Annotated in this window: 22 protein-coding genes and 1 pseudogene; 10 read left to right on the plus strand and 13 right to left on the minus strand. The window is 63.3% G+C overall.

All coding sequences use genetic code 11. The annotated features are described in order from the left end of the window. Positions 1–1827: an alanine racemase gene (locus NKH54_RS30790; protein WP_353029598.1), complete on the plus strand. Its 1827-nt coding sequence runs from the start codon at positions 1–3 to the stop codon at positions 1825–1827. Here the strand turns inward: NKH54_RS30790 and NKH54_RS30795 are convergent, their stop codons facing one another. The 7 genes from NKH54_RS30795 to NKH54_RS30825 all read right to left on the minus strand — a co-directional run bounded on the left by NKH54_RS30795 (position 1828) and on the right by NKH54_RS30825 (position 8957). After that, positions 1828–3204: an FGGY-family carbohydrate kinase gene (locus NKH54_RS30795; RefSeq protein ID WP_353029599.1), complete on the minus strand. Its 1377-nt coding sequence runs from the start codon at positions 3202–3204 to the stop codon at positions 1828–1830. It abuts the gene before it with no gap. Continuing rightward, the gene (gene rhaM, locus NKH54_RS30800; RefSeq protein WP_023715347.1) at positions 3201–3518 is read right to left on the minus strand and encodes an L-rhamnose mutarotase; all 318 of its coding nucleotides are present in this window, start codon (positions 3516–3518) and stop codon (positions 3201–3203) included. Before rhaM ends, NKH54_RS30795 begins: the two co-directional genes overlap by 4 nt. After that, entirely contained in the window at positions 3518–4513 is a 996-nt protein-coding gene (locus NKH54_RS30805; RefSeq protein WP_023699530.1) for an ABC transporter permease, read from the minus strand. Before NKH54_RS30805 ends, rhaM begins: the two co-directional genes overlap by 1 nt. Then, a complete protein-coding gene (locus NKH54_RS30810) occupies positions 4510–5487 on the minus strand; it encodes an ABC transporter permease (protein WP_023692513.1) in 978 nt (325 codons plus the stop codon). The genes NKH54_RS30805 and NKH54_RS30810 overlap by 4 nt, the downstream gene beginning before the upstream one ends. Next, positions 5484–7025, minus strand: a complete 1542-nt coding sequence (locus NKH54_RS30815) for a sugar ABC transporter ATP-binding protein (RefSeq protein WP_353029600.1) — start codon at positions 7023–7025, stop codon at positions 5484–5486. Before NKH54_RS30815 ends, NKH54_RS30810 begins: the two co-directional genes overlap by 4 nt. 84 nt (positions 7026–7109) lie before the next feature. Next, on the minus strand, positions 7110–8105 hold the full coding sequence (rhaS, locus tag NKH54_RS30820; RefSeq protein ID WP_023669661.1) for a rhamnose ABC transporter substrate-binding protein: 996 nt from the start codon (positions 8103–8105) through the stop codon (positions 7110–7112). Positions 8106–8153: 48 nt separating this feature from the next. Beyond that, entirely contained in the window at positions 8154–8957 is an 804-nt protein-coding gene (locus NKH54_RS30825) for a DeoR/GlpR family DNA-binding transcription regulator (protein WP_023669662.1), read from the minus strand. A 183-nt stretch (positions 8958–9140) separates the two neighbouring features. On the opposite strand from NKH54_RS30825, the gene NKH54_RS30830 reads away from it, so the two are divergent. The 3 genes from NKH54_RS30830 to ggt all read left to right on the plus strand — a co-directional run bounded on the left by NKH54_RS30830 (position 9141) and on the right by ggt (position 14523). Beyond that, positions 9141–11243, plus strand: coding sequence for a bifunctional rhamnulose-1-phosphate aldolase/short-chain dehydrogenase (locus NKH54_RS30830; protein WP_352651375.1), 2103 nt, complete (start codon positions 9141–9143; stop codon positions 11241–11243). A 107-nt stretch (positions 11244–11350) separates the two neighbouring features. Continuing rightward, positions 11351–12643: an L-rhamnose catabolism isomerase gene (gene rhaI, locus NKH54_RS30835; RefSeq protein ID WP_353029601.1), complete on the plus strand. Its 1293-nt coding sequence runs from the start codon at positions 11351–11353 to the stop codon at positions 12641–12643. A 140-nt stretch (positions 12644–12783) separates the two neighbouring features. Beyond that, positions 12784–14523, plus strand: coding sequence for a gamma-glutamyltransferase (ggt, locus tag NKH54_RS30840; protein ID WP_023818764.1), 1740 nt, complete (start codon positions 12784–12786; stop codon positions 14521–14523). A gap of 17 nt (positions 14524–14540) precedes the next feature. Here ggt and NKH54_RS30845 read toward each other — a convergent pair whose 3' ends face one another. The 3 genes from NKH54_RS30845 to NKH54_RS30855 form a co-directional block, all read right to left on the minus strand. After that, complete coding sequence (locus NKH54_RS30845) at positions 14541–14888, minus strand: hypothetical protein (RefSeq protein ID WP_032885862.1); 348 nt, start codon at positions 14886–14888, stop codon at positions 14541–14543. A gap of 185 nt (positions 14889–15073) precedes the next feature. Beyond that, positions 15074–16423, minus strand: coding sequence for a sigma-54-dependent transcriptional regulator (locus NKH54_RS30850; protein WP_023730992.1), 1350 nt, complete (start codon positions 16421–16423; stop codon positions 15074–15076). Beyond that, positions 16420–18279 carry a sensor histidine kinase gene (locus NKH54_RS30855; RefSeq protein ID WP_353029602.1) on the minus strand — a complete coding sequence of 620 codons (1860 nt, stop codon included), beginning with the start codon at positions 18277–18279 and terminating at the stop codon, positions 16420–16422. The genes NKH54_RS30850 and NKH54_RS30855 overlap by 4 nt, the downstream gene beginning before the upstream one ends. 232 nt (positions 18280–18511) lie before the next feature. Between NKH54_RS30855 and NKH54_RS30860 the strand changes: the two genes are divergently transcribed. Continuing rightward, on the plus strand, positions 18512–19846 hold the full coding sequence (locus NKH54_RS30860) for a dicarboxylate/amino acid:cation symporter (protein ID WP_023681916.1): 1335 nt from the start codon (positions 18512–18514) through the stop codon (positions 19844–19846). A gap of 135 nt (positions 19847–19981) precedes the next feature. Continuing rightward, positions 19982–20563 (plus strand): histidine phosphatase family protein, encoded by a 582-nt coding sequence (locus NKH54_RS30865; protein ID WP_353029603.1) that lies wholly within the window; start codon positions 19982–19984, stop codon positions 20561–20563. 22 nt (positions 20564–20585) lie between these two features. Here NKH54_RS30865 and NKH54_RS30870 read toward each other — a convergent pair whose 3' ends face one another. Further along, positions 20586–21338, minus strand: a complete 753-nt coding sequence (locus NKH54_RS30870; protein ID WP_023726814.1) for a pseudouridine synthase — start codon at positions 21336–21338, stop codon at positions 20586–20588. Positions 21339–21487: 149 nt separating this feature from the next. Here NKH54_RS30870 and NKH54_RS30875 point away from each other — a divergent pair, with 149 nt between their 5' ends. Together NKH54_RS30875 and NKH54_RS30880 are read left to right on the plus strand one after the other, a co-directional pair. Beyond that, the gene (locus NKH54_RS30875; protein ID WP_353029604.1) at positions 21488–21649 is read left to right on the plus strand and encodes a hypothetical protein; all 162 of its coding nucleotides are present in this window, start codon (positions 21488–21490) and stop codon (positions 21647–21649) included. Positions 21650–21677: 28 nt separating this feature from the next. Further along, entirely contained in the window at positions 21678–21887 is a 210-nt protein-coding gene (locus NKH54_RS30880) for a DUF768 domain-containing protein (protein WP_023669673.1), read from the plus strand. An 89-nt stretch (positions 21888–21976) separates the two neighbouring features. On the opposite strand, the gene NKH54_RS30885 is transcribed toward NKH54_RS30880, so the two are convergent. Then, positions 21977–22435, minus strand: coding sequence for a hypothetical protein (locus NKH54_RS30885; RefSeq protein WP_023669674.1), 459 nt, complete (start codon positions 22433–22435; stop codon positions 21977–21979). A 293-nt stretch (positions 22436–22728) separates the two neighbouring features. On the opposite strand from NKH54_RS30885, the gene NKH54_RS30890 reads away from it, so the two are divergent. Together NKH54_RS30890 and NKH54_RS30895 are read left to right on the plus strand one after the other, a co-directional pair. Continuing rightward, on the plus strand, positions 22729–22890 hold the full coding sequence (locus NKH54_RS30890) for a DUF982 domain-containing protein (RefSeq protein WP_353029605.1): 162 nt from the start codon (positions 22729–22731) through the stop codon (positions 22888–22890). 116 nt (positions 22891–23006) lie between these two features. Then, positions 23007–23557, plus strand: a pseudogene (locus NKH54_RS30895) (SOS response-associated peptidase family protein). Here NKH54_RS30895 and NKH54_RS30900 read toward each other — a convergent pair. After that, positions 23552–23748 (minus strand): hypothetical protein (locus tag NKH54_RS30900; RefSeq protein WP_353029606.1); only part of this gene is annotated, 197 nt, incomplete at its 5' end. The pseudogene NKH54_RS30895 and the gene NKH54_RS30900 sit on opposite strands and share 6 nt — an antisense overlap.

The raw sequence follows: 23748 nt of genomic DNA on the forward strand, positions 1-23748 counted from the left end.
ATGTCGGGACCGCAAGTCGCTATCGACCTTGGCCGCATCGAGCGCAACGCCCGCACCATCGTCGAACGCTGCGCATTGTCTGATATCAAGGTATTCGGTGTCACCAAGGGCACATGCGGCATGCCGCAGGTGGCGCGGGCCATGCTGCGCGGCGGTGTTGCCGGCATCGCGGAATCGCGTTTTGAGAACATTCGGCGGCTGCGCGACAGCGGCATCAATGCGCCGGTCATGCTGCTGCGCAGCCCGCCCATGGCGCGCGTCGAGGAGGTCGTGCGCACCGTCGACATCAGCCTGCAGTCGGAACTGACCACCATCCGCGAGATATCGCGCATTGCCGAGCGCATGGGCCGCGTCCACGACATCATGCTGATGATCGATCTCGGCGATCTCCGCGAAGGCATCTGGCCAAGCGACCTGATCCCCACGGTCGAGCAGATCCTGGAATTCAAGGGCGTGCGCATCGCCGGCATCGGCACGAATCTCGGCTGCTTCGGCGCCATAATGCCGACCCCGGAGAACCTTGGCCAACTCGTCGCCCATGCCTACAAGACTGAGCGCCTGTCCGGCAAAAGCCTCGACTTCATTTCCGGCGGCGCCTCGTCATCGCTGACGCTGCTGCTCGAAGGCAAGCTGCCGCCCGGCATCAACAATCTGCGCGTGGGTGAGGCGATCCTGCAAGGTGGCGTCGAAACTTTCCGAGACGTGCCATGGCCGGAACTCGAACCCGATGCCTGCCGGCTGACCAGCGACGTCATCGAGGTCAAGCTCAAGCCGTCGCGGCCGATCGGCACGTCCGGCTACGACGCCTTCGGCAACCAGCCGGTCTTCGCCGACGAGGGCGACCGGCTGCGCGCCATCGCCAATATAGGCCGCGAGGACGTGCTGGTGGAAGGGCTGACGCCGATCGCCAAAGGGGTGAGGGTGCTCGGCGCTTCCAGCGACCACCTGCTGCTCGATGTGCAGGATGCCGATCCGCGACCTACCGTCGGCGACCGTGTCGCCTTCCGCATGAATTATGGCGCCATGCTTCTGGCGATGACCTCGGAATATGTCGAGAAGGCGCCGATGCACGACGTCGCGGATTTCTCCGGCCGCAAGATGGTGTCGATCTCGGCCGAACCGGAAGCCGGCGGGATTATCGCCCGCGAGGGAACCGGCGCGCGTCTGGAGGCGATGAATTTCGACGTGGTCGAACTCGCCGACGTCGAGCGGCCGCCCTCGGGCTTGATCCGGCTCGCTGCCGGCGCCGATCGCCGTATCGCCCACAAGGCGCTGACCGCAACGGCGCGCGCGACGCATTCCTTCGGCCTGATCTGGATCGATTCCATCGCCGCCCTGATGCCCGAGGACGAGGAGGCCAAAGACATGCCTGAAGTCTCGGTGCTGGCCCGCGCGCTCGGTCTCGATCACAAGCCCTGCGCACTGCAGCCGCAGCTGTCGCCGGAAAATGTCGTCATCGTCGGCCTGCGCCATGCCGATCCGGCGGAGGCAAGGGTGCTCAAGGATTCGCGTGTCTCGGCCTTCACCATGACCGACATCGACGCCATGGGCATGCGCGACCTCATGCACGAGGCGATCCGCATCGCCACCTCGGGCACGCAAGGCTTCCATCTCAGCTATTCGCCGACGGCGACCGAATTCGCCGGCTGGGCTGCGGGCTCCGGCGGGCTGACGGTGCGCGAGACGCATCAGGCGATGGAGGCGATCGCGCTGTCCGGCGGTCTGCTGTCGATGGACGTTTCCGGACTGACCGCCGGTCTGGAGCCGCGGATCGGCGCCGACGCCATCAACTTCGTCATGTCGGCCTTTGGCAAGCGGATTTTGTGATCAGCCTTGCGCGTCGGCTGCCGCGCGCCACGCGGTGACATAGGCCGCCCAGACCGGGTCGGTCTGCGGTTCAGTTCTCTCGCCCTTGCCGTGTGGCACGGACTGATCCGTTGCCAGCAGCGCCGCGCCGATGCTGGTGCCGGTGGCGGCCTCGGAGGCGATGACGATTCGCGCGGTCGCTGCCGCCAGCATGCCGACAAAGAGGCGGTTCCGGGCAAACGGTCCTTCCACGGTGGTCGGGCCGTCGGCGCCGATCAGCTCAAGGCAGGTCGCCGTCATCAGCGCCAGATAGAAGGAGATGGCGGCGAACCGCTCGCCTTTGCTGATGCCCTCGGCACCAAGCCATGCCGCGGCATGGTGCGGGAACGGTCCTGATCCCTGCTGGGTAGAAGGCAAAAGCAGCATCTTTTTTGTCAGAACGGCCAGCACCTCGCTGCCGCTGCAGTCCTGCGGCTTGTCCTTGGTCAGCTGGGAAAACTCACGGCCACCCATGAAACGCGCCGAGGGCACGGGGTCGCCCAGCGCGCTGACATTGACCAGCGTGTCGCGCGCAGCATCGAGCGCAATCTCTCTGCCGCCGACCACCATCGATACCACCCAGGTGCCGGTTGAGACGACCGAGAAGGGCGGCTCGTCGGACAGAAGATGCGGCAATAGGGAGGCGTTGGAATCGTGCAGTCCGCAGAAAACCGGGGTCTGCGGATCGAGCCTGGTGCGCGCGGCAAGCGCCGGCAGGATCGGGCCGAGCTGGTCCCTGGCCGGCCGCACCGATGCCATCAGCCTGCGCCAATCCAGCCTGTCGACCATCGAGGAAAAGTCCGCCTCCCAAGGGCTCCACAGATCGGTGTGGCAGCCGAGCGAGGTCACCTCGTTGGCGGCAACGCCGGTCAGGCGCAGCGCCCAGTATTGCGGATACATCAGCATCGCGGCGGCCCTGGCGAATTCGGTGGGAAACCGCTTCTCAAGCCAGAAGAATTGCGCACCGAGATTGAGGCCGAGCGGCAGGCGCGGCGTCCCGGTCTCAATGAAGGGCGGACGGATCGCACTATACTCTGTAGCCAGCCTGTCGGGGCCGTCGAACTCATAGTCGAGGACAGGCAGCACCAGTTCGCCCGCGGCGTCGACCAGCACGCCGGTCGCACCATGCGTGGTGATCGAAATCGCGTCGATACGCTGATCGCGGTTGAGGCTGGCAAGGCTGTTGAGGATAAACGTCCACAGCGCCTCGACATCGTGATGCGGATAGGGCGCTTGCCGCAGCGGCCCGTTCGCCATGCGGCGCAACCCCACTTCGCTCAACGTGACGAGATCGACCAGCGCGACCTTGGCGTTGGTCTTGCCGATGTCGATGACGGCGATATGGCGCAGCCCACTCATGCCAAATGGAACATTGTTTCCAGGGGGATGGCCACCGGTTGGTTGTCCGGCCTAGTCTCCATGATGTCGGCCATGTGCGCCCACCAGCGCTGCATCACCGGGTGCTTCGGCAGGTCGGCCATGCCATGGTCGTCCCGCCGCCACAGCACGCCGAACAGGATGTTGGTGTCTTCATCGAGATGGATCGAATAATCGGCGACGCCGGCCTCTCTCAGCAGCGCCACCAGCGACGGCCAGATCTCATCGTGGCGCTTTTTGTACTCGGCTTTCATGCCGGGTTTGAGCTGCATCTTGAAGGCGTATTTCTCAGGCATCAGCTGTTACCACGCAGCTGTCGCCAGACGATCGGCAGCGCGATGACGAAGATCAAGAGCAGGCCGATGAAGATCGACATGACGATGCCGGGCACGTTGAGCAGGCCGAGGCCGAAGGTCACCAGCCCCATGATAAAGGCGGCGAGCACGACGCCAACAATGCTGCCGGAGCCGCCCAGAATGCTGACGCCGCCCAGCACCACCATGGTGATGACCTCAAGCTCATAGCCCTGCGCGATTGACGGCCGCGTCGAGCCGAGCCGCGAGGTGATCAGCACCGAGGCGATGCCCGCCATCAGTCCGGTCATGCAAAACAGGATGAATTTGATGCGGCCGACGCGAACGCCGGAAAACTGTGCCGCGACCGGATTGTTGCCGATGGCAAAGACACGGCGGCCGAAGCTGGTGCGATGCAGCAGGAACCAGTAGGCGACGGCCGCGAGGAGGAAGAGCACCAGTTCGAACGACACCACCCACCAGACGTAACCCTGGCCCAAGAAAGCAAAACTCTCGGGATAGCCTTTGTAGGCCTGGTCACCGAGGATGATGAAGGCAATGCCGCGAAACAGGCTCATAGTGCCGATGGTAACGACGATGGACGGCAGGCCGAGCCTCGTCACCAACAGCCCGTTGAAGGCGCCGCAACCGAGCCCGACGACGATGCCGATAGCCACCAGCACCGGCGTGTCGGCGCCGGCCTGCACAGCCATGCCCATCATGGTCGAGGCGAGCGCTATGATGGCGGCGACCGACAGGTCGATCTCGCCCGAAATGATCAGCAGCGCCATCGCGAAGGCGATCAGGCCTTTCTCGGTGAAATTGAAAGTCAGATCCGACAGGGAGTAGGCATCTAGGAAATAGGGTGAGGCGAAACTGTTGATGGCGAAGATGGCGACGGCCACGACGACCAGCAGCGCTTCCCAGGAAAAGATCGCTGAAGAGAGCGGCTTGTCGAGCCGGTCGGGAATGTGGCGCGGGGCGGGGGTGTCGGTCATGCCGCTTCCGCCTTCCTCAGAATGATCCGCCCCTGCTGGCGTTCGCCGCGCGCGTTGAGCACGACGGCCAGGATGATGGCGCTCCCTGAAATCGCCATCTGCCAGAAGGGGGAGATGTTGATTACCGGCAGTGCGTTGGAGATGATGCCGAGGAACAGCGCCCCTAACACCGCGCCCCCGACCGAGCCGATGCCGCCGGCAATCGAAATGCCGCCGATGACGCAGGCGGCGATGATATTGAGTTCATAGCCGTTGGCGACCTCGACCGAGGCGATGACATAACGAGAAATCCAGAGATAACCGGCGAGCCCGCCGATCATACCGGAAATGCAGAAGACGATGAATTTGGTTCGGCCGACATCGATGCCGGCATAGACCGACGCCGTCGGGTTGACGCCGATGGCATAGATCGAACGGCCAAGCGCGGTTCGCGTCATCACCACGAAGAACAGCGCGATGACCAGTATGGCGATCCAGGACAGAACCGGAATGCCCAGGAAAGCTGCGCGCTGGAAGCCGATGAACTCAGGGCTCATCTTGTCGGCATTGACCCATGCGCCGCCGGACAGGACGAAGGTGGCGCCGCGATAGATGGTGAGCGTGCCCAGCGTCACCACGATCGACGGAATGTTCAGCCGCCACACCAGCAGCCCGTTGATGGCGCCGAGCACCAGTCCGACGGCCAGCGCAATGACGATCAGCAGCGGGATAGGGATCGCCGGATGCGCGGCGTTCAGCATCGCCACCACCATGCCGGTGAAGCACAGGTTGGAGGCCATCGACAGGTCGATCGAGCGGGTCAGGATGACGACCATCTGTCCCAGCGCCAGGATCATCAGGATCGAGGTGTCGTTGAACACCTGGGCGAGATTGCCGGGGTCGGCAAAGGCCGGGAAGCGCGTCGAGATCAGAGCAATCAAAACGACGATCACCGCTGCCAGCCAGATCTCGCGGAATTTCAGGAGAGCCTTCATGCCGCGATCCCCGCTGCCGTCCGGACCAGCGTTTCGGCGTCCAGCCCCTTATTATCGTAGACCGCCGCAACCAGCCCTTCGCGCATGACGACGACGCGGTCGGACATGCCCAGAATCTCCGGCAGTTCCGACGACACCATGATCACCGACAGGCCCTGCGCGACGAGCTCCGCCATGAAGCCGTGCACGGCGGCCTTGGAGCCGATGTCGATGCCCTTGGTCGGCTCGTCCAGTATGATCACCTTGGGCGCTGTCGCCAGCCATTTGGCGATGACGATCTTCTGCTGGTTGCCGCCCGACAGCGTGCCGACATCCTGGCTCAGCGACGAGGCGCGCAGGTCTAGCCGCTCGGTGTAGGAGCGGGCGAGCGCGAATTCGTCCGACAATCGCAGCAGGCCGGATTTGGAGGTGCGCTTGAGCGAGGGAAGCGAGACGTTTTGGAAGATCGGCAGGCCGATCACCACGCCCTGCTTGCCGCGTTCCTCCGGCACGTAGACGATGCCGGCTTCGATGGAATCCGCCGCCGATTTCGGCGTGATCGTCTTGCCTTCCAGCGTGATCGTTCCACCCGATATGCGGGTGATGCCCGATATCGCCTGCATCACCTCTGACCGCCCGGCGCCGACAAGGCCGTAGAAACCGAGGATCTCGCCCTTGTGCAGTTCGAAGCCGATGTCGTTGAATTCGGTCGGGTGCGAAAGGCCAGCGACCGACAGCACCGGCGCGCCGATCTCGGCCTTGCGTGGCGGAAAGATGTGATCGACCGAGCGGCCGACCATCATGCGCACGATCTGGCTCTGGCCGGTATCCTTGATAAGGCCCTCGCCAACCATCTCGCCGTCGCGGAACACGGTGTAGCGATCGGCGATCCGATAGATCTCGTCGAACTTGTGGCTGATGAACAGGATCGCCTTGCCTTCCTCCTTGAGGAATTCGATCAGCAGGAAAAGCTCCTCGATCTCCTTCATCGAAAGGGCTGCGGTCGGCTCATCCATGATGACGATCTGCGCATCGATCGACATCGCGCGAGCAACCGCTACCAGATGCTTGTTGGCGATGCCGAGGTCTTTCAGCCGCGCATCGGCGTCGATATGGCCGGCATGCATGGTGTCGAGCACTTCGCGCGCGTGTTTTCGCATGGTGCGCCAGTCGATGGTGCCTAGCCGCGTGCGCGGCGCATGGCCGAGAAAAATGTTTTCGGCGACGCTCAGATCGTCGAACAGCACGGTTTCCTGATGAATGGCGGTGACGCCGTGGCCGAAGGCGGCATGCGCGCTGGGCAGGGTGACGGCCTGGCCGTCAATGCTGATCGTGCCGGCGTCGGGCTGGTAGATGCCGGTCATGATCTTGACCAGCGTCGACTTGCCGGCACCGTTTTCACCGATCAGCGCCGTAACCTGGCCGGGGTAAAGCGACAGGCTGACATTGTGCAGCGCGCGCACGCCGGGAAAGCTTTTGGAGACGCCGGACAGCGTCAGGCGCGGGGCAGGACCCGTGGGCTCCTCCTTCGCAATGCCGTGCTGGGCTGTCGTGTCCATATCCGTATCAAGCCCTGAAACAAGGTCCGTTTAAAGTCGCGGCGGGATTTTGGTCCCGCCGCGCTTGGTCCGAGACGTCCGAGATCAATAGATCTTGGAGAACTTTTCGATGTTGGACTTGTCGAACTGGAAGGGCGGAGCCATCGCAGCCGAGTTGCTGTCATCGAGCGTGACCTTGCCGACGCGGCCGATCGACAGCGTTGCGCCCGGCTTTGCCTCTTCCTTCTTCACCGCCAGATCATGAGCGAGGTAGACGGCGGAGTAGCCGAGGTCGATCGGATTCCAGAGGGCAACCGCCTGGCTGGAACCGTTGTCGATGAACTTCTTGAACTCCGACGGCAGCGCGAGACCGGTGACATTGACCTTGCCGATCAGGTTCGCGTCGGTGACGACCTGGGCAGCGGCAACGACGCCGACGGTGGTCGGCGCGATGATCGCCTTGAGGTTCGGATAGGATTTCAGCAGGCCCTTGGCTTCGTCGGTGCTCTTGGCCGAATCGTCATCGCCGTAGACGGTGGCGACGAGTTTGATCTTGGGGAATTTTTCCGGCAGGATTTTCTTGGCCGCGTCGATCCAGGCGTTCTGGTTGGTCGCGGTCGACGAAGCCGACAGAATGGCGACTTCGCCGCCTTCCGGCAGATAGTCGGCGGCAAGCTTGATGATGGTCTCGCCGATCAGGCCGGTGTCGGACGGGTTGAGGTGCAGCTGGCGGCCTTCCTTGGCGACGCCCGAATCCCACGAGATGACGGTGATGCCGCGCTCCATCGCCTTCTTCAGCACCGGCACCAGCGCGTCGGCGTCATTGGCCGAAATCGCAATGGCGTTGACCTTCTGCGCGATCAGCGAATTGACCACTTCGATCTGCGCTTCGGCGGTCGCCTTGGTCGGGCCGGTGTAGATGATGTCGACATCGCCGAGTTCCTTGGCCGCCTCTTCGGCACCCTTGTTGGCGGCGTCGAAGAAGCCGTTGCCGAGCGACTTCACCACCAGCGCGATCTTGACGTTCTCGGCATAGGCGGCATTCACGAACATGGCGGCCGAGAACGCGGCCGTCACCATCAATTTCTTCAGAAAGCTCATCGTATTTCCTCCCTTGAGCGTTGCATTCCATCGTCGCTGCGGTTGGCCTCAGGCCTGCAGCGAGGATTCTTCCTTTGCCGACTTGCGGGCGACGATCAGCGTCACACCCGCGGCCTCCAGCATGTTGGCTTCGCGATCCTCGATGCCGTCATCGGTGATGACGGTGGCGATGCGCTTGAGCCCGCACAGGATCAGGCTCGAGCGCTGGCGGAATTTCGATGAGTCGACCAGCACCACCAGTTCGTCGGCCTGGTCGATCAGTTTCTGCTCCGCCTGGATCAGCAGCGGGTCGCCTTCCATCAGGCCAAGCGGCCCCAGCCCTTGAGCGCCCATGAACATGCGGCGCGCGTAGAAATTGCGCGTCACGTCATTGTCGAAGGGCGAGAGGATGATGTTCTGCTCGCGGTAGATGGTGCCGCCCGACAGCATGACGGTGTTCTTCGAATGCTTGAGCAGATGCTCGGCGATGGGGAACGAATTGGTGAAGATCGGCATGCGGCGTCCGGTCAGGAAATGCACCATCTGGAAGGTGGTGGTGCCGCCATTGATGATGATCGGCTCGCCGTCCTTGCACAGCTCCACCGCTTCGCGCGCAATCGCGCGCTTCTGCGAAGCATTAAGCGTTTCGTTGACGGAAAAGGGCCGGCCGGCGAGGCCGATGAACTGCGGTGGCGAGATCGCTTCGGCGCCGCCGCGCACGCGGCGCAGGCGCTTTTGCACATGAAGAGCCGCGATATCGCGCCGGATCGTTGCCTCGGAGGAGTCCGTCAGGTCGACCATCTCCTGCACCGTCACCACAGGCTTTTCCTGGACGGCGGACAGAATGATCCTGTGGCGCTCTTTTTCGTGCATGGTTCCTCCCTGCATGGTCATGAGGCACTAGAAAACCACCAGTGTCAATCATTTTCGCTCATATAATTTCATTGTGCAGTGCAATATGATCGATCTTGATCGTTTATGATTGACAACCGAGATGCTTGCGTAGACATTTCCGGCAAAATGGACCGCGCCTTTTGCGTCCCAGGGAGGATAATCATGCTCGACAAGCGCTCCGGCTCGCGCCTTGCCAACCTTTGGGACGATGCGAAAGCCAAGGGGCTGAGCGAGCCTGAGCTTCTGGTCTATCGCTCCAACACGCTCGGCTCCGACAAGCGTGTCACCAATTATGGCGGCGGCAACACTTCGTCCAAGATCCGGCAGAAGGACCCGCTCTCCGGCGCCGAAGTCGAAGTGCTATGGGTCAAGGGCTCGGGCGGCGACAGCGCCTCGATCAAGCTGGACGGTTTCGCCACGCTCTACATGGACAAACTGCAGGCGCTGAAAGGCCTCTATCGTGGCGTCGCGCATGAGGACGAGATGGTGGGCTATCTTCCCCACTGCACCTTCAACCTCAACCCGCGCGCGGCCTCGATCGACACGCCGCTGCACGCCTATGTGCCGAAGCCGTTCGTCGATCACATGCATCCCGATGCCATTATCGCGATTGCCGCGGCCAAGGATTCCAAGGCGTTGACCAAGGAGATATTCGGTGACGCCATCGGCTGGCTGCCGTGGAAGCGGCCGGGCTTCGAACTTGGCCTCTGGTTGGAGAAATTCTGCGTCGAACACCCCGAGGCCAAGGGCGTCATCCTCGAAAGCCACGGCTTGTTCACCTGGGGCGACACACCCAAGGAGTGCTATGAGACGACGATCTCGGTCATCAACCAGGCGATCGAATGGTTCGAGCGCCGCTCCGAGGGTCTCGCCATCTTCGGCGGCGAAGTCGTCAAATCGCTAGACGCCGCTGAGCGCCGCGCCATCGCGGCGAGACTGATGCCGAGGATCCGCGGCCTGATTTCGGAGAAGAGCCACAAGCTCGGCCATTTCGACGATTCCGCCGCTGTGCTCGAATTCGTCAACTCCAGGGATTTGCGCCCGCTGGCGGCACTCGGTACCTCATGCCCGGATCATTTCCTCCGCACAAAAATCCGCCCGCTGGTTATCGAGTTCGACCCAGCGAAGCCCGACGTCGAAGCCGTGATTGCGCGCCTCGCCGACGATATTGCTGAGTACCGTGTCGGCTACCAGGCCTATTACGACAGCTGCAAGCATCCGGACTCGCCCCCGATCCGCGACCCCAATGCCGTGGTCTACCTGATGCCCGGCGTCGGCATGTTCACCTTCGCCGGCGACAAGGCCACCGCCCGCATCTCTGGCGAATTCTACGTCAACGCCATCAATGTCATGCGCGGGGCCTCGACCGTTTCGTCCTATGTCGGCCTGCCGGCGCAGGAGGCCTTCGACATCGAATACTGGCTGCTCGAGGATTTGAAGCTGCAGCGCATGCCGAAGCCGAAGTCGCTCGCCGGCCAGATCGCGCTGGTCACCGGCGGCGCCGGCGGCATCGGCCGCGCCACCGCCAATCGCCTGCTGCGCGAAGGCGCCTGCGTCGTGCTGGCCGATATCGACGAGACCGCACTTGCCAGCGCCAACGACGAACTGGCGAAAGCCTATGGCAAGGACTTCGTCCGGCCGGTGCTGATCAACGTCACCGCGGAGGAGCAGGTGATTTCCGGCTTCGCCCAGACAGCCGTCGAGTTCGGCGGCATTGATATTCTCGTCTCCAACGCAGGCCTCGCCTCCTCGGCGCCGATCGAGGAGACAACGCTGGCGCTGTGGAACAAGAACATGGACATATTGTCGACCGGCTATTTCCTGGTCTCGCGCGAAGCCTTCCGGCTGTTTCGCGCCCAGAAGATCGGCGGCAATGTCGTCTTCGTCGCCTCCAAGAACGGCCTTGCCGCGTCACCCAACGCCGCCGCCTATTGCACCGCCAAGGCCGCCGAAATCCATCTCGCCCGCTGCCTCGCGCTGGAAGGCGCGGAAGCCCAGATCCGGGTCAATGTCGTGAATCCGGACGCCGTGCTGCGCGGTTCGAAGATCTGGACCGGCGAGTGGAAGGAACAGCGCGCCGCCGCCTACAAGATGTCGACCGACGATCTGGAAGAACACTACCGCTCGCGCTCGATGCTGAAGCGCTCGGTGTTTCCGGAAGACATTGCCGAAGCGATTTATTTCCTGGCGTCCGACATGTCGGCCAAATCCACCGGCAACATCATCAACGTCGACGCCGGCAACGCGCAGAGCTTTACGCGCTGAGTTAAGGGCGGAGCGCTTCTCTTCTCCCCGTCACTATACGGGGAGAAGGTGGCCCGAAGGGCCGGATGAGGGGCAGCGCTGACTGAACGCATTGGGAGGAATAGCACTTGTCCGAAACCATCATCGCCGCCGATCTCGTCTCCAGCCACAACGCCCAGCGCAAACCCGACCTCGAACGCGACTACGCCTCGCTCGGGGAACGCCTCGACCGTCGCGGCATCGCCATCGACGCCATCCGCGGCAAGGTCGAGAAATTCGCCGTCGCCATTCCGTCCTGGGGCGTCGGCACCGGCGGCACACGCTTTGCCCGCTTTCCCGGCGCCGGCGAGCCGCGCGACATTTTCGACAAGATCGAGGACTGCGCCGTCATCAGCCAACTGACGCAGGCGACACCGACCGTCTCGTTGCACATCCCGTGGGACAAGGCCGATCCGAACCGGCTGAAGCAGGCCGCCTCGCGCTTCGGCCTCGGCTTCGACGCCATGAACTCCAACACCTTTTCGGATGCCAGGGATCAGACGCTCTCCTACAAATTCGGCTCGCTTTCGCATGCCGATGCCGGCACGCGCCGCCAGGCCGTCGAGCATAATCTCGAATGCATCGAGATCGGCAAGACGCTGGGGTCCAGGGCGCTGACAGTGTGGATCGGCGACGGCTCGAATTTCCCCGGCCAGGTCAATTTCGCCAAAGCCTTCGAGCGCTATCTCGACGCCATGAAGGAGATCTATGCCGGACTGCCCGCCGACTGGAAACTGTTCACCGAACACAAAATGTACGAGCCGGCTTTCTACTCCACGGTCGTGCAGGACTGGGGCACTAACTACCTCATATCCAAGGAGCTGGGCGACAAGGCCTACTGCCTGGTCGACCTCGGCCACCATGCGCCCAACGTAAACATCGAGATGATCGTGTCGCGGCTGATCCAGTTCAAGAAACTCGGCGGCTTCCACTTCAACGATTCCAAATATGGCGACGACGACCTCGATGCCGGCTCGATCGATCCCTACCGGCTGTTCCTGGTCTTCAACGAACTGGTCGATGCCGAGCTGTCCGGCGCCGAGGGTTTCGATCCCGCCCACATGCTCGACCAGAGCCACAACGTCACCGACCCGATCGAAAGCCTGATGCTGTCGGCAGTCGAGGTGCAGCGCGCCTATGCGCAGGCGCTGCTGGTCGACCGCAAGGCGCTCGAGGGTTTCCAAGACGGCAATGATGCGCTGATGGCGACGCAGACTCTGAAAGCTGCCTACCGCACCGATGTCGAGCCGATCCTTGCCATGGCGCGGCTGAACACAGGCGGCGCCATCGATCCAGTCGCCGCATATCGCGCGGCGGGCTACCGGGCGAAGGTCGCGGCGGAACGGCCGGCGGTTGTGGGCGGTTCAGGCGGGATTGTTTGAGATTGGCTAATCTCCACCACAGGGGGGAGATCAGCTTGCCTCTGCCGGCAGGCGAACACCAATATGTGTTCGCTCATATTGATGATGGACTCGGCCGCTCCATGTAGCTCTTCTAGGCACACCGCACTTGGAGCACCGCCATGCCCTTGACCCGCCGGACGCTGATTGGCGTCACCCTTTCGCTCGCAATTGCGCTCGCGCCATCCGGCGCGCTCCATGCCGCCTCGCCTCAACCGGCGAAGGGCGAGCACGGCATGGTCGTCACTGCCCAGCATCTGGCGTCGGAAGCCGGCGTCGAGGTGCTGAAGAAGGGCGGCAATGCCGTCGATGCGGCGGTCGCCGTCGGCTATGCGCTCGCCGTCGTCTACCCTAATGCCGGCAATATCGGCGGTGGCGGGTTCATGACCATCCGCTTCAAGGACGGCAAATCGACCTTCCTCGATTTCCGCGAGCGCGCGCCGCTGGCGGCAACCAAGATCATGTATCTCGACAAGGACGGCAATCCGGTGAAGGGCGCCAGCCTTGATGGCTACCTTGCGGTCGGCGTACCGGGTTCCGTGGCAGGGTTCGAGATGGCTCGTGAAAAATATGGCACGCTGCCACGCCAGGATTTGATGGCGCCGGCAATTGCCTATGCCAAGGATGGCTTCATCCTCGACCAGGGCGACGCTGCTTCATTCGCAAGCAATGCCGCACGGCTGGCGAAGGACCCTGCCGCCGCCGCCATCTTCCTGAAGCCGGACGGCAAACCCTATGGCGCCGGCGAGCGTCTCCTCCAGCCCGATCTTGCAGCCTCGCTCGCCGCCATCTCCGAAAAAGGCGCCGACGCCTTCTACAAAGGCGCCATCGCCGGCGCCATCGTCAAGGCGAGCGGCGCCAGGGGCGGCATTCTGGCCAAGGCAGACTTCGAGCAATATAAGGTACGCGAGCTGCAACCGGTGAGCTGCACCTATCGCGGCTATGAGATCACGTCCTCGCCGCCGCCAAGCTCCGGCGGCGTTATCATCTGCGAAATCCTCAACGTGCTGGAGGGCTACCCGCTGTCCTATCTCGGCGCCGGCTCGGCCGAGACGGTGCATGTCATGGTCGAGGCGATGCGTTACGCCTATGTGGACCGCAACTCGGCGCTCGGCGATCCAGATTTCGTCGACAATCCGGTCTCGAAACTGCTCGACAAGGGTTACGCCAAGGAGATCCGCGACAAGATCGACCCGTTCCGCGCCGGCGTCTCGCAGGATTTGATGCCGAAGGGCTTCGGCGAGTCGAAGGAAACGACGCACTATTCGATCATCGACGATGACGGCAATGCGGTCGCGGTCACTTATACGCTGAACGGCTCGTTCGGCGCCGGCGTGGTCGCGGACGGCACCGGCATCCTGCTCAACAACGAGATGGATGATTTCACCCAGAAGCCTGGCGTGCCCAACCTCTACGGTCTCGTGCAGGGAGAGGCCAATGCTATCCAGCCGAAGAAGACGCCGCTGTCATCGATGAGCCCGACTATCGTCGCCAAGGACGGCAAGCCGTTCATGGTTATCGGCAGCCCCGGCGGCTCGCGCATCATCACCATCACGCTGGAAGCCATCGTCAACGTCATCGACCACGGCATGAACATCCAGGAGGCGATCGACGCATCGCGCATCCACCATCAATGGCTGCCCGACACGATCTATGTCGAACCCTTCGGCCTGTCGCCCGACACTGAAAAACTGCTGGCCGGCATGGGCTACCACCTCGATCTCGCGGATTCTACTTGGGGGCAGGCGGCCGGCATTCTTGTCGGCGGCAAGAGCCTGGCGGAAATCGAGAAGGGCGGCGGCTCCCGCTACAACGGCGCCATCGACAGCCGCGCCGCATCCGGCGAGGCGATTGGCTACTGATCAAAACAAGAGATTGATCAGAGGACGAGCGTAAGCGTCGACCCGACGAGCATCAGCGCGGCGATCACGACGAACGCCGCGTAGATGCGGGGACGGTCGAGGAGCAGCGCATTGCCCGATATCCAGGCCGCGGTTGCGCCGCCAAGCGCAAACAGGAAGCCGTTCCGGTGACCAAAGGTCATGGAAGCGGCCATCAGCCCGCCAATGATCAGCGCGCCGAAGACGATGATCACGGCAACGGCGTATTTCTCGAAGTCGTTGCCGCCGCCCATGGCCGGGCCGATCGCGTTCAAATTCGTCAGATCGTCCGGATCGAACGGATTGGTCGATCCATATTCATCTTGACCGACAGGTTCTCGCATCATTCATTCTCCGCTGACCGGCAACAAATCATCAACATCTGCCGAGCGCAACCGGATCGCGCCGTGCCGAAGGCCGCCGATGCGGTCTTCAACACTTTCTGATGCCGACTTGCCACGGTTTTTTTGCGCCGGTTCACAAAATCTACCCTGCTTTCGGGTCCACACGCCTGAATTGCCTGGAAAATGAATTACCTGGAAAAATCGCTGCGCACGATGCCGTGCCGCTGCAGCTTGTCGTAGAAGGTCTTGCGCGGAATGCCGAGCGCTTCGATCGTGCGCCGGACATCGCCGTCATTGCGGCCAAGCGCCTCGCGGATGACATTGGCTTCATAGCGTTCCAGCCGTTCCGGCAGTGAGCTGGCGTCATCCGGCTCCGCCGGGGCGGAAGGTGGCGCTTGCGCCGCTTCCTCGAGTCCCAGCACGAAACGCTCGGCGAAATGCGCGAGTTCACGCACATTGCCCGGCCAGTCGTGCTGGCTCAGATGGCGGTGCACTGAGGCAGGCACGGCTGGCATTTGCCGGCGGAAGCGGGCGGCTGCACGCTCTGCGAAGTAGAAGAACAGCAGGGCGACGTCGTCGCGGCGTTCGCGCAGCGGCGGGATCGAGATCGTCACCACATTGAGCCGGTAGTAGAGATCCTCGCGGAAGGCGCCGCGCCGGCTGGCATCGCCGAGATCGACCTTGGCGGCGGCGACGACGCGCAGGTCGACCGGCCGGATTTCATTGGTGCCGAGCGGCGTCACCTCGCGCATTTCCAGCACCCGCAGCATCTGCACCTGGGTCGAGGCCGGCATGCTTTCGATCTCGTCGAGAAACAGCGTGCCGCCGCTCGAATGCTCGATGCGGCCGATGCGCTTCTTCTGTGCGCCGGTGAACGCGCCGGCCTCATGGCCGAACAGTTCGCTTTCGATCACCGTATCCGGCAGCGTGCCGCAATTCAGCGCCACGAAATTGCCCTTGGCGCGGCGGCTCCAGCGGTGCAGCAGGCTCGCCACCACCTCCTTGCCGGAGCCGGTCTCGCCAGTCACCAGCACGTCGACATCGGTGTCGGCGATCTGCCGCAGCGTGCGGCGCAGCCGCTCCATCGCCGGCGTCTGGCCGATCAGCGGCAGGCCGTCCTGCGCCTGTTCGGCGCTTTCGCGCAGCGCGCGGTTCTCCATCACCAGTCGGCGTTTTTCCGCCGCCCGCGCCACACTTTGCGCCAGCCGGTCGGCGGCGAACGGCTTGGTGATGAAGTCGTAGGCGCCGTCCTTGATCGCCTTGACCGCAACCGCGATGTCGCCATGTCCGGTGACCAGGATTACCGGAATGTCGGCATCAAGCTGCAAGACGCGGTCGAAGAGCTGCAGGCCGTCAATGCCGGGCATGCGGATGTCGGACACCACCACGCCGGGAAAATTGGCGTCGAGCCCGGCCAGCGCCTCGGCCGCCACCGCAAAGGCCGAGACGGAAAAACCAGCGAGTTCCAGCGTCTGCCGCGTGGCCCTCAGCAATTCGCTGTCGTCGTCGATCAATACGACCGGTGCGGTGTCCATCATGCTGCCCTGGCGAGGTGAATGGTAAAGCGCGTGCCGGCCTGGTCGCTCGCCACCTCGATGCGTCCGCCATAATCGGCAACGATGTCCTGCGAGATGACGAGGCCGAGCCCGAGGCCTTTTTCCTTCGAGGTGTTGAACGGCGTGAACAATGACTTGAGGATGGCAGGCGAAATGCCCGGCCCATTGTCGGCGACGGCAAGCGCCACGCCGTCGGCCGTCTCATGGGCCGACACCTGCACCCTGGCGCCGTCGCGACCGTCCAGCGCTTCCAGCGCATTCTGGAACAGGTTGATCAGCACCTGTTCGAGCCGCAGCCGGTTGCCCATCACCTTGAGCGTTACCGGCGGCAGCGTGATATCGAGCGCGTCCAGCCGGCCGGCAAAGCGGCTTCTGAGCAGCACCACGGCGCCCTCGATGACGCCGCGCAGTTCGACCGGTTCGGCTGCCGTGCGCCCCTTGCGGGCAAAGACCTTCAACTCTTCAGTGATGCCGCCGATGCGCTCGGTCAGCGCGGCAATCGCGCCAAGGTTCTCCTCGGCCGAGGCGGTCTGCTTGCGCTCCAGGAACACACGCGCATTGTCGGCATAGGCGCGGATCGTTGCCACCGGCTGGTTGATCTCATGCGCGACGCCGGCGGCAACCTGGCCGAGGGTAGCAAGACGGTTGGCCTGCACCAATTCCTGCTGCATGACCTGCAGCTTGGCTTCGGTGCTGCGGTGATCAGTGATCTCGGCCTGCAGCCGGTCGCGAGCCAGGCTGAGGTCATGCGTACGCTCGACGACGCGGCGCTCGAGTTCGATGCGCGCCGCCTGTTCGGCGGCGATGCGCATCTGCGCCGACTGACGGCGCCACAGGAGATAGCCGGCCAGCGCCAGCAACGGCACCATGACGCCCAGCGCCAGCAGCCGCATCTCACGCACCGCAGCCGCGATCGGCGCGTCGACCGGCACGAGATAATCGAGCCGCCATGGCGTCGATTGGACCAGTGTCGAAAGCCTGAGATATTCGGCATCGCTGCCGCCCGGTGTTATCGCATGCACCATCGACACGTCAGGGCTCAATGCCTCGGGGCGTGTGATCGGCAAGGGGATCAGCGGCGCGTTGCCGAATTGCTGACTGCTCCGGATGGCGGCAGCCACCGGGCCGGTCAGCGGCGCGGTGGTCATGAAGCGCCAGGACGGCACGCTGGTGATCAGCACGACGCCGTGGTCGTCGCTGACATAGGCCGGCCGGTTGGCCTCATGCCAGTCGGCTTCAAGCTGGTCGAATTCCATCTTGACGACGACGACGCCGAGCGGTGCCGCTGCATTGCCGACGCGACGCGAAATATAGAGGCCCGGGCGCTTGCTGATGTTGCCCAGCGCAAAATATTCGGCCGTTCCCGATTGCATGGCGCCGGAGAAATAGGCGCGGAAACCATAGTCGTTGCCGACGAAGCTGGTTGTTTCGCGCCAGTTGCTGGAGGCGATCGCAAACCCGTCGACGCCGGTGACGTAAAGCACCGAAGCCTTGGTGCCGGAGACCAGCCCTTCGAGCTTGCGGTTGAGCACGTCGATCGTGACAGCGCCCTTGTTCTGCAGGGCGTCATGCACCTGCTGGTCCTCGGACAAGAGCAGCGGCAGCGCCCGCGGGCTTTCCAGCACGGCGCGCAGCAACGCAACCTTCAGATTGGCATCGGTGCGGCCTTGCGCCGCCAGTGCCGCGACCTCGGCGCGGCGCGCGTAGAGGCCGGCGCCGGTGAGCGCCGTGGCAACGATCACCAGCGCGATCGCCGCAAACAGCAGCCAGGCGCGACGCGCGCTTTTGCCGAGTTGCTCGGGCGTCGGCGACAGGACCGCGGCAGGGCGTTGCAACATTCCCTATTTGTGCATAATTTCGCACAAAGCACAATTCAATCATGCGGATGTTCGCACTTGCGGTTGAGCGGCATCAGCCTCGATCGGTCGAATACCCAACAAAATCAATGGCTGCGGTAATGCCGCACAGTCTGGCACGGCAGTTGCAATCACCGATACAGCAGTCGCAAGGCTGCGGAAAACAACCGCCCCGGGAGGTCGAGCTTTCGATCGGGGCGCCATGGAGGACGTCATGCAGCCAGCATTCGCTGCCGCCGAACCGCGCGGCAAGCTACCCTTTTACCGTCATCTCTACGTGCAGGTCCTGACGGCGATCGCCGCCGGCGTGCTGCTCGGTCATTTCTATCCCGAACTCGGTGCTTCGCTGAAGCCGCTCGGCGATGCCTTCATCAAGCTGGTCAAGATGGTGATCGCGCCGGTCATCTTCCTGACGGTGACCACCGGCATTGCCGGCGTCTCCGACCTGAAAAAGGTTGGCCGCGTCGCCGGCAAGGCGATGATCTATTTCCTGGTCTTTTCGACCCTGGCGCTGGTCGTCGGCATGGTCGTCTCCAACGTCGTCCAACCGGGCGCCGGCATGCACATCAATGCGGCGACGCTCGACCCCTCGAAGGTCGCCACCTTCACCGAGAAGGCGCATGACACGACCATCGTCGGCTTCCTGCTCAACATCATCCCCGACACCATCACCGGCGCCTTCGCGCAAGGCGACATCCTGCAGGTGCTGTTCTTCTCGGTGCTGTTCGGCATCTCTCTCGCTCTGGTCGGCGAGCGCGGCCGCCCGGTCGTCGATTTCCTGCAGGCGCTGACCTCGCCTATCTTCCGCCTGGTCGCCATCCTGATGAAGGCCGCCCCCATCGGCGCCTTCGGCGCCATGGCCTTCACCGTCGGCAAATACGGCATCGGCGCGATTGCCAACCTCGCCTTTCTGATCGGCACCTTCTACCTGACGTCGCTGCTCTTCGTGCTGGTCGTGCTCGGCGCTGTCGCTTGGTACAACGGCTTCTCGATCCTCGCCTTGATCCGCTACATCAAGGAAGAGCTGCTGCTGGTGCTCGGCACCTCGTCCTCGGAAGCCGCTCTTCCCGGCCTGATGGCCAAGATGGAGCGCGCCGGCTGCAACCGCTCGGTGGTCGGCCTGGTCATCCCGACCGGCTACTCCTTCAACCTCGACGGCACCAACATCTACATGACGCTGGCGGCGCTGTTCATCGCCCAGGCGACCGACACGCCGCTCACCTATGGCGACCAGATCCTGCTGCTGCTGGTTGCCATGCTGAGCTCCAAGGGTGCCGCCGGCATCACCGGCGCCGGCTTTATCACGCTGGCCGCCACGCTCTCGGTGGTGCCTACGGTGCCGGTCGCCGGCATGGCACTGATCCTCGGCGTCGACCGCTTCATGTCGGAATGCCGAGCGCTGACCAATTTCGTCGGCAATGCAGTGGCGACGATCGTTGTGGCGCGCTGGGAAGGCGAACTCGACCAGACCAAGTTCGCCGCCGCCATGGCCGGCACATTGTCCGAGGAAGCCGACCTGGCGCTGTCGGGCGATCTGCAGCCCGCCTGACCGCTCCGGGCACTGACGTTTGAGCACAAGGCCGCAGCCGATTCGGTTGCGGCCTTTCCTTTTCCGCCTGCACGCGGCTGGCGCTGGCCGGGCCCTCCCGGGTAGGGTGCGGACGTAAAACCGAAAGGCCGGCGCATGAGCAATCCGTACCCCGAAATCTACCTCGTCCGTCACGGCGAGACGGAGTGGAGCGCTTCGGGAAAACACACCGGCCGCACCGACATACCGTTGACGCCAAAGGGCGAGGCGGCGGCTCGCGGCGTGGCGGACCGGCTCAAGGATCTGTCCTTCCAGGCGGTGTGGTCGAGCCCGTCGCAGCGCGCCTTCAGCACCTGCACGCTTGCCGGCTTCGGCGCTGCTGCCGTCAAGAAGGACGACCTGCAGGAATGGGACTATGGCGCCTATGAGGGCGTTAAGACCAAGGAGATTGTTGTGCAGCGCCCCGGCTGGCAATTGTTCCGTGACGGCTGTCCCGACGGCGAGTCGGTAGCGGATGTTGGCGCCAGGGCCGACAGGATCATCGCCGGGCTGCGGGCAATCGAGGGCAATGTGCTGGTGTTTTCAAGCTCGCATTTCCTGCGCGTGCTGGCCGCGCGCTGGCTCGGTCTGCCACCCGAAGGCGGTGCGCACTTCGTACTTGATACCGCGAGCCTCAGCATCCTCGGCTATGAGCACGATCTGAGCGAGCCGGTGATACGCAGGTGGAACCAGAAGTAGGGTTTCGCGGCAAGCCTGCCTCTTAACGCGCGAGCACCGCCAATTCCTCCGATGTCAGATGCCGCGCCTTGCCCTTGGCGAGCTCGCCGAGCTGCAAACCGCCGATCGCCACCCGAACCAGCCTCAGCATCTCGATATCGAATGCCCCGAGCAGGCGGCGGATCTGGCGGTTGCGGCCCTCGTCGAGCACGATTTCCAGCCAGGCAGTGCGGCCGCCGCTGCGCAGCAGTTCGATCGAACTTGCGGTCAGCAGTTCGCCGTCGACGATCGCTCCGTCGCGAAAGCGCGCCAGCATCGCTTCGTCGGGCGCGGTGCCGATCTGGACATGATAGGTCTTGGCGACATGCGAGGCCGGATCGAGCAGGCGGTTGGCCCAGCGCGTGTCGTTGGTCATCAGCAACAGGCCTTCGCTGGCCTTGTCGAGGCGGCCGACCGGCGACACGAAAGGCAACTCCAGTTCCACCAGGCAGTCATAGACGGTGCCACGATCCTGCGGGTCATCGCGCGTGGTGACCTGTCCGCGCGGCTTATTGATCATCAGGTAGACTTTTGCCTCGCCGACGATCTGCTCGCCGTCGACAGCGATGCGGTCGCGGCCGAGATCGACACGCAGCGACGGATCGCGCACCACCTTGCCGCCAACCCGCACGCGCCCTTCGGCTATCAGCAGCTCGGCCTGCTTGCGCGAACACAGGCCGAGTTTGGAAAGCGCCCGGTTCAGGCTAACGCCTGCCTTGGCGGCCTGGTGTCGGGCGATGTCTGGTGGCCGTGCCATGTCCTGCTTGCCATCCCAATGATCGGCATCGACAAATGCCACGCCCCGCATTGGCTTCGCAACCTGCCGCGGCATCAACATCACGGGTCGCGGGAGCGGGGCTGTTCTCAAATACGATGTGTCAGGGGGGTCGGGCTCAACAGCCCGCCATGGAACGCTGCCCCGCGACGGACGTTGTTGCCGACGAGCGATTTGTCGCGAAAGGCACCGCCATGAAGAAAATCTACCAAAAGCCGACGCTCATGAAGCGAGGCAGGCTCACCAGCCTGACGGCTCAGATCGTCGCTTCTGGGGTCATTCTGGGGGAATGATCCCCCAGATAACGGAAGGGATAAATCGATGAGCGAGCGCGGCGTTGATTTCCTGCAGGGCTGGATCCACGAGCACCTGCCGGGCGAACTGCCTGCCGACAAGGCAACGGCTCGAACCCTAACCACGCGAGCTGCCCTGGATGCTCGGCATTTAGGCCTTGAGGTCAGCGAGATCGAAGAGGATCTCGGTCCGCTGGAACGGGTGATTTTCGAGGCGCTGGATCAGCCCGATATCTGAGCCCCCGATATGAGCCCATTGCAGGCGATATTGGCCCATCGCCATCCTGGCGGGGGCTTTTCCGTGATGGCATCCGTGGGTGCGCAGCCCTAGGCAGCCCGCGCAGCTGACGCTCCCCGTGCCGGCGGCAATTCGAACACAGTGGCGCCGTTCTCTCGGCCGCGTTCGACATAACCGATGACACGGAACCATTTGCCGACGTCGGCCCGCTGCAGCCAGCTGCGCGAGTGGATGGGAAGGTTGCCGGCCAGCGCCTGAATGTGGCGGATGTGGCGCCTGCAGAAGCGGACCGTCGCGGCGCTGAAGAAACCCTCCTGCGCGGCAAACAGCGTGTCGGCGGCGTCGCTGTTCTCGTGCCAGGCGACGATCGCCACCGTCTTGTCGCCCTCGACCAGCGCGTGCGCTCGGCCTTCCTTCAAATTCATCATCAGATTGTCGTAGGCGACCTTGCTGTCCTTGCCGGCGGCCACATACTCGTCCGACATCCGCGTGGACAGATCACGGAAGACACTTTCGAGATCGCCGATCGTAGCTGCGCGTGCTCGCATTTCTCCTCCTGCAGCCCCGGCAGGCAGTTTGCCCTAGGTGGAGGGGATCACCAAGCAAAGCGAATCCGCCATTTGGCCGATGGGCGCAAAGTGATTTCAGAAGGCGGGTTTATTGCGTTGGCAAATCGCTCCCGTGGAACCGAACTTGCCTCCCCCGAATTGACTCGCGATCGCGTTCGGGAGGGGAAGCATGCAAGATCAGCATTTCGATGAGCCGGTTCGCGTGGCGCTCGGCAGGTCCAGAAACACGATCTACAAGGTGGAGCGTGTTCGCGCAGGCCGCTGACATCCTCATGAACCGATGGCCCGTGAAGACAGGCGGCTATCACGTCGCCGCCCGTAAAGCCTGCCTTGGCGTTCTGGAAGGCCTTCAAGAGGCGCGCTATGCCCGCGCGGCCTTCGTCAATGCGGCGATCGAGGCCGATATACTGGTCGAGCGCGACCGCGAGGGTTGAACGGCCACGGCTTTCCATCGCCTCTTTGTTTGCGTAACGTAAACTGGCAGACCGGTCGGGAGCCTTCCATGTGCAACGACTATGAGCAGCATATTCTCTGGGCTGAATATTGCCGGATGCTGGAGTCGCTGGCACTCGAGATCCCGACCCATCAGACGGAACTTGACCTGCCGCAGGTTGATGACATCCACATCAATGATCCGGCCCCGATCATGCGCGCCGCCGGCGATACCGGCGCTGTCGAACTGACGTCGATGACGTTCGGATTTCCACCGGCCGGACCGAAAGGCGGACCAGTGTTCAACTTCCGCTCCGAAGGCAGGCAATTCGCCGGCAGCAAACGCTGCCTCGTACCGGCATCCGCCTTCTTCGAGTTCACGGGCACGAAGTATCCGAAGGCAAAGCATCGCTTCACGCTCAACGGTTCGCCGTTCATGGCCATCGCAGGCTTTGGCGTGAAGCCGCCGGCAACAAGCCGCCCAGCTTCACCATGCTGACGACCGATCCTGGACCCGATATTGCGCCCTATCACAATCGGCAGGTCGTGGTCCTTCAACCTGAGAATTGGTCCGCCTGGCTCAATCTGACGAAGTCCGAAGCCGAACTGCTACAGCCGCTGCCGGCCGGCTCGCTGGGCGTGGAGACCGTGCGCCCCGAAAGTTCATAACTCGGTTGCGAGGCTTGCCGGCACAGCCGGCAGGCCGAAATCAGGAATCCGTCGGTGCGGCGCCAGGAAGTCAAGCCCTTGATGTTCAGTGCCCTTCCCGAGAGATGGGTGACAGTTCATTCCGGAGACATGGGTTACACTTTCGGCCCTTTGCAAGGAGAGCAAGGTGCCTTGGAAGGAGTGTAACGTCA

The sequence above is a fragment of the Mesorhizobium sp. M1004 genome, assembly GCF_040318795.1.
Lineage (GTDB): Bacteria > Pseudomonadota > Alphaproteobacteria > Rhizobiales > Rhizobiaceae > Mesorhizobium.

Coding starts and splice junctions, on each gene's coding strand:
- NKH54_RS30790 (WP_353029598.1), top strand. CDS start 1: ATGTCGGGACCGCAAGTCGCTATCGACCTTGGCCGCATCGAGCGCAAC.
- NKH54_RS30795 (WP_353029599.1), bottom strand. CDS start 3,204: ATGAGTGGGCTGCGCCATATCGCCGTCATCGACATCGGCAAGACCAAC.
- rhaM (WP_023715347.1), bottom strand. CDS start 3,518: ATGCCTGAGAAATACGCCTTCAAGATGCAGCTCAAACCCGGCATGAAA.
- NKH54_RS30805 (WP_023699530.1), bottom strand. CDS start 4,513: ATGACCGACACCCCCGCCCCGCGCCACATTCCCGACCGGCTCGACAAG.
- NKH54_RS30810 (WP_023692513.1), bottom strand. CDS start 5,487: ATGAAGGCTCTCCTGAAATTCCGCGAGATCTGGCTGGCAGCGGTGATC.
- NKH54_RS30815 (WP_353029600.1), bottom strand. CDS start 7,025: ATGGACACGACAGCCCAGCACGGCATTGCGAAGGAGGAGCCCACGGGT.
- rhaS (WP_023669661.1), bottom strand. CDS start 8,105: ATGAGCTTTCTGAAGAAATTGATGGTGACGGCCGCGTTCTCGGCCGCC.
- NKH54_RS30825 (WP_023669662.1), bottom strand. CDS start 8,957: ATGCACGAAAAAGAGCGCCACAGGATCATTCTGTCCGCCGTCCAGGAA.
- NKH54_RS30830 (WP_352651375.1), top strand. CDS start 9,141: ATGCTCGACAAGCGCTCCGGCTCGCGCCTTGCCAACCTTTGGGACGAT.
- ggt (WP_023818764.1), top strand. CDS start 12,784: ATGCCCTTGACCCGCCGGACGCTGATTGGCGTCACCCTTTCGCTCGCA.
- NKH54_RS30845 (WP_032885862.1), bottom strand. CDS start 14,888: ATGATGCGAGAACCTGTCGGTCAAGATGAATATGGATCGACCAATCCG.
- NKH54_RS30850 (WP_023730992.1), bottom strand. CDS start 16,423: ATGATGGACACCGCACCGGTCGTATTGATCGACGACGACAGCGAATTG.
- NKH54_RS30855 (WP_353029602.1), bottom strand. CDS start 18,279: ATGTTGCAACGCCCTGCCGCGGTCCTGTCGCCGACGCCCGAGCAACTC.
- NKH54_RS30860 (WP_023681916.1), top strand. CDS start 18,512: ATGCAGCCAGCATTCGCTGCCGCCGAACCGCGCGGCAAGCTACCCTTT.
- NKH54_RS30865 (WP_353029603.1), top strand. CDS start 19,982: ATGAGCAATCCGTACCCCGAAATCTACCTCGTCCGTCACGGCGAGACG.
- NKH54_RS30870 (WP_023726814.1), bottom strand. CDS start 21,338: ATGGCACGGCCACCAGACATCGCCCGACACCAGGCCGCCAAGGCAGGC.
- NKH54_RS30875 (WP_353029604.1), top strand. CDS start 21,488: ATGGAACGCTGCCCCGCGACGGACGTTGTTGCCGACGAGCGATTTGTC.
- NKH54_RS30880 (WP_023669673.1), top strand. CDS start 21,678: ATGAGCGAGCGCGGCGTTGATTTCCTGCAGGGCTGGATCCACGAGCAC.
- NKH54_RS30885 (WP_023669674.1), bottom strand. CDS start 22,435: ATGCGAGCACGCGCAGCTACGATCGGCGATCTCGAAAGTGTCTTCCGT.
- NKH54_RS30890 (WP_353029605.1), top strand. CDS start 22,729: ATGAACCGATGGCCCGTGAAGACAGGCGGCTATCACGTCGCCGCCCGT.